The 6,573-nt window shown below is 62.1% G+C and carries 3 protein-coding genes and 2 pseudogenes; 3 read left to right on the top strand and 2 right to left on the bottom strand.

Annotated elements, in window-relative coordinates:
- The first annotated feature begins 571 nt into the window (after positions 1-571).
- Positions 572-2,497 (top strand): PhoX family phosphatase, encoded by a 1,926-nt coding sequence (locus Q4543_RS07400; RefSeq protein WP_303437174.1) that lies wholly within the window; start codon positions 572-574, stop codon positions 2,495-2,497.
- A 581-nt stretch (positions 2,498-3,078) separates the two neighbouring features.
- Here the strand turns inward: Q4543_RS07400 and Q4543_RS07395 are convergent.
- Positions 3,079-3,273: pseudogene (locus tag Q4543_RS07395) on the bottom strand (transposase); the annotation flags it as partial.
- A 146-nt stretch (positions 3,274-3,419) separates the two neighbouring features.
- On the opposite strand from Q4543_RS07395, the pseudogene Q4543_RS07390 reads away from it, so the two are divergent.
- Both Q4543_RS07390 and Q4543_RS07385 read left to right on the top strand, forming a co-directional pair.
- Positions 3,420-3,626 (top strand): annotated as a pseudogene (locus Q4543_RS07390) (transposase domain-containing protein); the annotation flags it as partial.
- A 197-nt stretch (positions 3,627-3,823) separates the two neighbouring features.
- Positions 3,824-4,273 carry a MaoC family dehydratase gene (locus tag Q4543_RS07385; protein ID WP_303437173.1) on the top strand — a complete coding sequence of 150 codons (450 nt, stop codon included), beginning with the start codon at positions 3,824-3,826 and terminating at the stop codon, positions 4,271-4,273.
- A 59-nt stretch (positions 4,274-4,332) separates the two neighbouring features.
- Here the strand turns inward: Q4543_RS07385 and Q4543_RS07380 are convergent, their stop codons facing one another.
- Positions 4,333-6,537 (bottom strand): NADP-dependent isocitrate dehydrogenase, encoded by a 2,205-nt coding sequence (locus Q4543_RS07380; protein WP_303437172.1) that lies wholly within the window; start codon positions 6,535-6,537, stop codon positions 4,333-4,335.
- Positions 6,538-6,573: the final 36 nt, after the last annotated feature.

Here is a 6,573-nt window from a genome sequence, read left to right as displayed (position 1 = left end):
TGTCCGCCGTGGCGACCTGATCAGCCTTGGACCTCTCCGAAGGTCGGCGCTCTTACACCACCTCTCGGGGCACTACCGAGAGACGCCACCCGGGCATGGCCCTCCGATGTGTTCGGACCGTTCGCGACAGAGAAAACAGTACGGAACGGAGAAGATACGCCCCCAGCATCTGACGGCCCAGATGGTCATCATCGCCCTTGCAACTAACGAGACCACGGCGCGTGCGCCCCATCGAGGCCACGGCCCGCGAGCCGATCAACAGGCCGGATAGATATGAGCGATGTCCGAAATCGTGCCATTTCTCGATTGCGAACAGCAGCCGGCACCTACATCTGGGCCGACCATGTCGATCAGATGGGCGGGGGCACCCGGGATGCCTGCCGCACCGCCGGCGGGCGGCTGTGAGTCCAGAATTCTTAATGCTGCAGTGCGTAGGAAACACCGCTTTCTTCAGCCTGCGTTACGCGGCCCTGTCATTTCAAATTTGGAAAGCTGTTATAAAACTGCCGTGACCCCTCGCTATCTGTTGCACCTGTCAAGACCTGCTGCGGGTCCAAGCTGATGGTGAAATATGTCTCAAATCAACTACGATGAATTGTCTTTTGACGATGAAGACGAACTGAAATTTCCGCGTCCGATGAGGCAGGGATTTGACGAAGTCGTAGAGCGCGCGGTTTCGCGCCGCGGTTTCTTGGGCGGCGTTCTGGCGTTCGGGTCCGGCGCTGCCGTGATGGGCACGGGCCTGCTGTCCAGCACATCTGCACAGGCGCAACAGGCATCACGCTTTGCCTTTGAGCAGCTTGCCCCGCAGACCGACGGTACGGTGCATGTGCCGACTGGCTATGATTGGGACGTGCTCGTGCGCTGGGGTGATCCCTTGTTTTCCGATGCGCCTGCGTTTGATCCTGTGACAGGCATTCCGACCGAAGGCTCTGATCGCGTGTTCGGAGAGAACACCGACGGGATGGAGCTGTTCCTGGTCGGTGACACCGAGTTGTTGGTCGTGAATTCCGAATACGTTAACGGCGGGATCAATCTGCCCGCCGAACAGGAGGGCCAGCCCATTTCTGCAGACGACGTTGTGCGCCTGCAAAACTTTCAGGGCGTGACCGTGATGGAAATCGCCGAGGGCGACGCTGGCTGGGAAGTCGTTGTTGACAGCCCCTACAACCGCCGCATTCACCACCGTACCGAAATGTTGCTTGATGGGCCTGCCGCGGGCCATGACCTGCTGAAGACCAATGCCGACCCGACGGGCACGATGTCTTTGGGCACATTCAACAACTGTGGGTCCGGGCGCACCCCTTGGGGCACGTATCTGACCTGCGAAGAGAACTTCAACGGCTATTTCGGAACGACTGCAGAGTTGTCCCTTGATGACGCGACAGCCGCAGGCTTTGCACGCTACGGGATTAGCACCGACGTCGATCCCGGGCGCTATAACTACCACGGGTTCGATGCGCGTTTTGATCTTTCCAAAGAGCCAAACGAGCCGCACCGCGCAGGTTATATCGTCGAAATCGACCCCACCGACCCGACATCCACACCGATCAAGCGCACGGCACTTGGCCGCTTCAAACATGAGAATGCCGCCTCGGTCGTCGCACCCGATGGTCGCGTCGTGGTTTACATGGGCGATGATGAACGCGGCGAATACATGTACAAATGGGTCAGCCGCGACGTCTACACGCCGGGCGGAGACACCTCAACTTTGTTGACCGAAGGCCAGCTTTTCGTTGCAAAGTTCAACGACGATATGACCGGCAGCTGGATCGCCCTGACACCCGAAGACACCGGAATGTCCGAGGCCGAAATCGCCGTCTTCACACGGATGGCAGCCACGCAAGTCAGCGCGACGACCATGGACCGCCCCGAATGGATCGCCGTCAACCCGATTGCCATCGAAGCCTATTGCTGCCTGACCAACAATTCGCGCCGTGGCGCCACCAATGACGACGGCTCTGTACGCACGAATGCGGCTGGTGAGCCTATGGTTGTAAATGCGCCCAACCCGCGCGCGGTCAACAATTACGGCCAAATCGTGCGCTGGCGCCCGACGAACAGCGACCACGCAGCGTCTACTTTTGAGTGGGATCTGTACGTGATGGCAGGCAACCCAACGGTTCATTCCGAGGGGCTGTATGCCGGTACGGCCAACATCAATGAGGGCAACCTGTTCAACTCTCCTGACGGGATGGTAATCGATAGCACTGGTTTGATCTGGATCCAGACGGATGGTGACGACGACAACGAAGGCGACTTCCTTGGCATGGGCAACAACCAGATGTTGGCTGGTGATCCCGCGACCGGCGAAATCCGGCGCTTCCTGACGGGGCCGAAAGGGTGCGAAGTAACGGGCCTGACATGGTCTGCGGATCGGCGCACCATGTTTGTCGGCATCCAGCATCCCGGCGCACCGTTTCCCGATGGAGAAGGCGCGCTTCCTCGCTCTGCCATCGTGGCGGTGAAGCGTCGGGATAACGCTCTGGTCGGTTGATGTGAGCAAGACCCAGGCGCTTGACTGCGCCTGGGTCTTCGCCGTCTGTCCTACTAGACGAGACGGTGCTCGAGGCAAATTTCTCGATTACAGTGATTGACGATTTCGGTTCGAAAGTCTGCTCGGTCCCGCTTTGCCGACCTTCATCCTCCGAAAATGCCGCGCCATGGACGAATGACCAGTGTTGGGGCGCTAGCCTTCGTTCAGAGACTTCTGGCGACGGCACAGCGTACTGTAATCGGGCAATCGCCAGCAGCCCGTGCGAGATGCGCAGAGCTTGTACCATCTACGGCGCTGGCAGTCAGGGCATCCGCAGCCCAACCCTTGTAAAGTTTCCCGATGGGCCGAACAAGCACCCCAGCTGGGCAACGGTCGCTTGTGACCTGCTCACCGCGAAATCCCTCACCGTGATGTAGAGTCTGCGCCAACTTGCACTGCTCCCCAACCCTGGACCGCCGGAAGCTGGAGTTTTCCGGCTGCTGCACTGCTCCCCAACCTTGGACCGCCGGAAGCTGGAGTTTTCCGGCTGCTGCACTGCTCCCCAACCTTGGACCGTCGGAAGCTGGAGTTTTCCGGCTCTATCACGATGACGGGCTGGTGACGCCATCGGGATAGTGCATGGCAATCGGGACGTTGTACTCGATCGCGCTGTGGGGTCTGTCTTCGTTGTAGTGTCTACACCAAGCTTCCAACTTTTCACGGGCGTCGGCAAGGCTCATGAACCAATGGCGGGGCAGGCATTCCGCGCGGAAGCGCTCGTTGAACGCCTCGATGAAGGGTAACGGCCCGATTGAGCCCACCTGCCTGACGAAAGCAGGGCCCGCGAAGACACGTGCATAAAGGCACCTGTCTTATCTGGAGGTGGGTGTCGGTGGGGCGTCAGTCACTCAGGTTGCCCAACGGGCGCGCTCGCACATCTGCGGTCGGCATCGCTCGGAAGGACTGGCTCTTCCCGGGCTCCGACAGCGGCAGCGAAACGCTGGCCCGGGCGATGGTGCTCATTGAGACGGCCGAGAAAAATGGTCGCGAGCCGCAAGCGTGGCTCGCCGAAATCCTCGAGCGCATCCGTGATCACAAGATGAACCGGCTCGACGAACTGATGGCGTGGAGCTGGACGCCGCCGGACTGATCCGCGGCAGAAATCAGGCGGCTACGCTCGGTTCTCTCATTTATTTTCAATCGCTTGGCAGCTTGAAGCCCTATGGCGTGGCACCCTCTCTATCAGATTATCGCTTTTGTCAGCTGCACCATGCTGCTGCCTTGCGCAGTCTCATGGCGTTCTGGCCGGTTGCCTGCTAGCGAGCGGCAAACAGAGGGGAGCTTGGCATGACCAGACATTATCTAGAAGATCTGACACCGGGGCAGGTGTTTCACACCGGCACGCTGCTGGTCGAGCGGGCCGATGTGCTGCGCTTTGCCGCCGAATTCGATCCGCAGCCGTTTCACCTTGATGACGAGGCCGGGCGCAACAGCCTGTTCGGCGGGCTGGCGGCCAGCGGCTGGCACACCGCGGCGATGACCATGCGGCTATATGTGACCGGGGCGTTCCAGCCTGCCGGTGGCTCTGTCGGGGCGGGCATGGAAGAGCTGCGCTGGCCGCGACCGGTCTTTCCCGGCGACACGTTGAGAGCCGAGATCGAGATTCTGTCCGCCCGCGCCTCGGCCACGCGGCCAGAGCGCGGCATCGTGCGGATCCGCTGCACCACCTTCAACCAGCATGACGCGCCGGTGCAGATCTATGTCTCGGTCGTGTTCATCGCGACGCGGCAGGCATGAGGCGGCAGGCATGAAAAAGCCCCCGCCCGTCACCGGGCGGGGGCCTTGATCGGTCAGTCTCAGGCGAAGATCGCGTTCAGCGTGGCCGAGGGGCGCATCACCTCAGCGGTCTTGGCCGCGTCGCCGTGATAGTACCCACCCAGATCGGCCGGGGCGCCCTGTACCGCCGCCAGCTCACCCAGGATCTCGGCCTCGCCGGTGGTCAGCGCCTTGGCGATGGGGGCAAAATGCGCCGCCAGCTCGGTGTCGACCGACTGTCCGGCCAGCGCTTCGGCCCAGTAGCGGGCGAACCAGTAGTGGCTGGCACGGTTGTCGGGCTCGCCGACCTTGCGCGAGGGCGAATGGCCGTTGTCGAGAATGCCCTGCGTCGCGGTATCCACCGCATCGCCCAGAACCCGCGCCTTTTCGTTGCCCGCCTGATCGGCGAGGAAACGGAAGGATTCCCCCAGCGCGCAGAACTCGCCCAGCGAATCCCAGCGCAGGTGGTTTTCTTCCATCAGCTGCTGCACGTGCTTGGGAGCAGAGCCGCCCGCGCCGGTTTCGAACAGCCCGCCGCCGTTCATCAGCTTGACGATCGACAACATCTTGGCGCTGGTCGCCAGTTCGAGGATCGGGAACAGGTCGGTCAGGTAATCGCGCAGCACGTTGCCGGTGATGGCAATGGTGTTGTCGCCCTTGGTGATGGTCTCGAGGCTGGCGATGGTCGCTTCGCGCGGGGCCATGATCTCGAACTTGTCGGCAACGCCGCGCGCTTCGAGGATCGCCTTGACGTAGGCGATCAGCTCGGCGTCATGGGCGCGGTTCGCGTCCAGCCAGAAGATGGCGCGGTAGCCGGTGGCCTTTTGCCGGTCGATCGCCAGCGCAATCCAGTCTTCGATCGGGGCCTTGCGCGCCGAGGCAGAGCGCCAGATGTCGCCCGCTTCGACGCTGTGCTGGTGCAGCACGGTGCCATCGTCGAGGATCATCTTGACGGTGCCCGCCTGCGGGATCTCGAAGGTGGTGGGGTGGCTGCCGTATTCCTCGGCCTTCTGCGCCATCAGGCCGATGTTCTGCACGGTTCCGGCGGTGGCCGGGTTCAGCTTGCCATTGGCCTTGAAGAATTCGATGGCCGCATCATAGACCGGCGCATAGCTGTTGTCGGGAATGACGCAGACGCAATCATGTTCCTTGTTGTCCGGGCCCCAGCCCTTGCCGCCCGCGCGGATCAGCGCCGGCATCGAGGCGTCGATGATCACATCCGACGGCACGTGCAGGTTGGTGATGCCCTTGTCGGAATTGACCATGTACATCGGCGGGCGCGCAGCGGTGACGGCGTCGATGGCAGCCATCAGCTCGGCGTCATCCTTGACCCGGGCCAGCAGATCGCCAAGGCCGGAATTCGGGTTCACACCCAGCGCCGCCAGCTTGTCGCCATGCGCCTCGAACACCGGCTTCAGCCATGCCTTGACCGCGTGGCCAAAGATGATCGGGTCCGAGACCTTCATCATCGTGGCCTTCATGTGCAGCGAGAACAGAACGCCTTCGGCCTTGGTCTTTTCGATCTCGGCGTCAAGGAAGGCCGACAGCTTGGCGGCGCTCATGAAGGTGGCGTCGACAACGGTGCCCTCGGGGTAGCTGACGGCATCCTTCAGCACGGTTTCGCCCGATGCCGTTTCCAGCACGATCTTGGCGGTGCCGGCCTTGCCCAGCGTCGCCGAAACCTCGTTCGAGAAGAAGTCGCCGCCGTCCATGGCCGCAACGCGGGTCTTGCTGTCGGCGGTCCACTCGCCCATGCGGTGCGGGTTGGACTGGGCAAAGCTCTTGACCGCGGCGGCGGCGCGACGATCCGAGTTGCCTTCGCGCAGCACCGGGTTCACCGCAGAGCCCTTGAGCGTGTCATACTTGGCGCGCACCGCCTTTTCCGCATCGCTGGCGGGGGTTTCGGGATAGTCGGGCAGCGCATAGCCCTGCGCCTGCAGCTCTTTCACCGCGGCGACCAGCTGCGGCACCGAGGCCGAGATGTTCGGCAGCTTGATCACGTTCGCCTCGGGCTGCTTCACCCATTCGCCCAGCCATGCCAGATCGTCGGATTGCTGCTGCTCGGGGGTCAGCGCCTCGGGGAAGGTCGAAAGGATGCGGCCCGCAAGCGAAATGTCCTTGGTGCCGACCGACACGCCCGCCGCCGAAGCGAAGGCCTGAATGATCGGGAGAAGCGAGGCCGAGGCCAGCTCGGGCGCTTCGTCTACCTTGGTATACACAATGTCAGGGGTGTTCTGGTCGGCCATGGTACTTTCGATCCTCCGGAGGTTTTTGGGGGGATG

It is taken from the genome of Salipiger sp. 1_MG-2023, assembly GCF_030547555.1.
Lineage (GTDB): Bacteria > Pseudomonadota > Alphaproteobacteria > Rhodobacterales > Rhodobacteraceae > Salipiger.
This window is presented reverse-complemented; position numbering and strand designations above follow the sequence as displayed.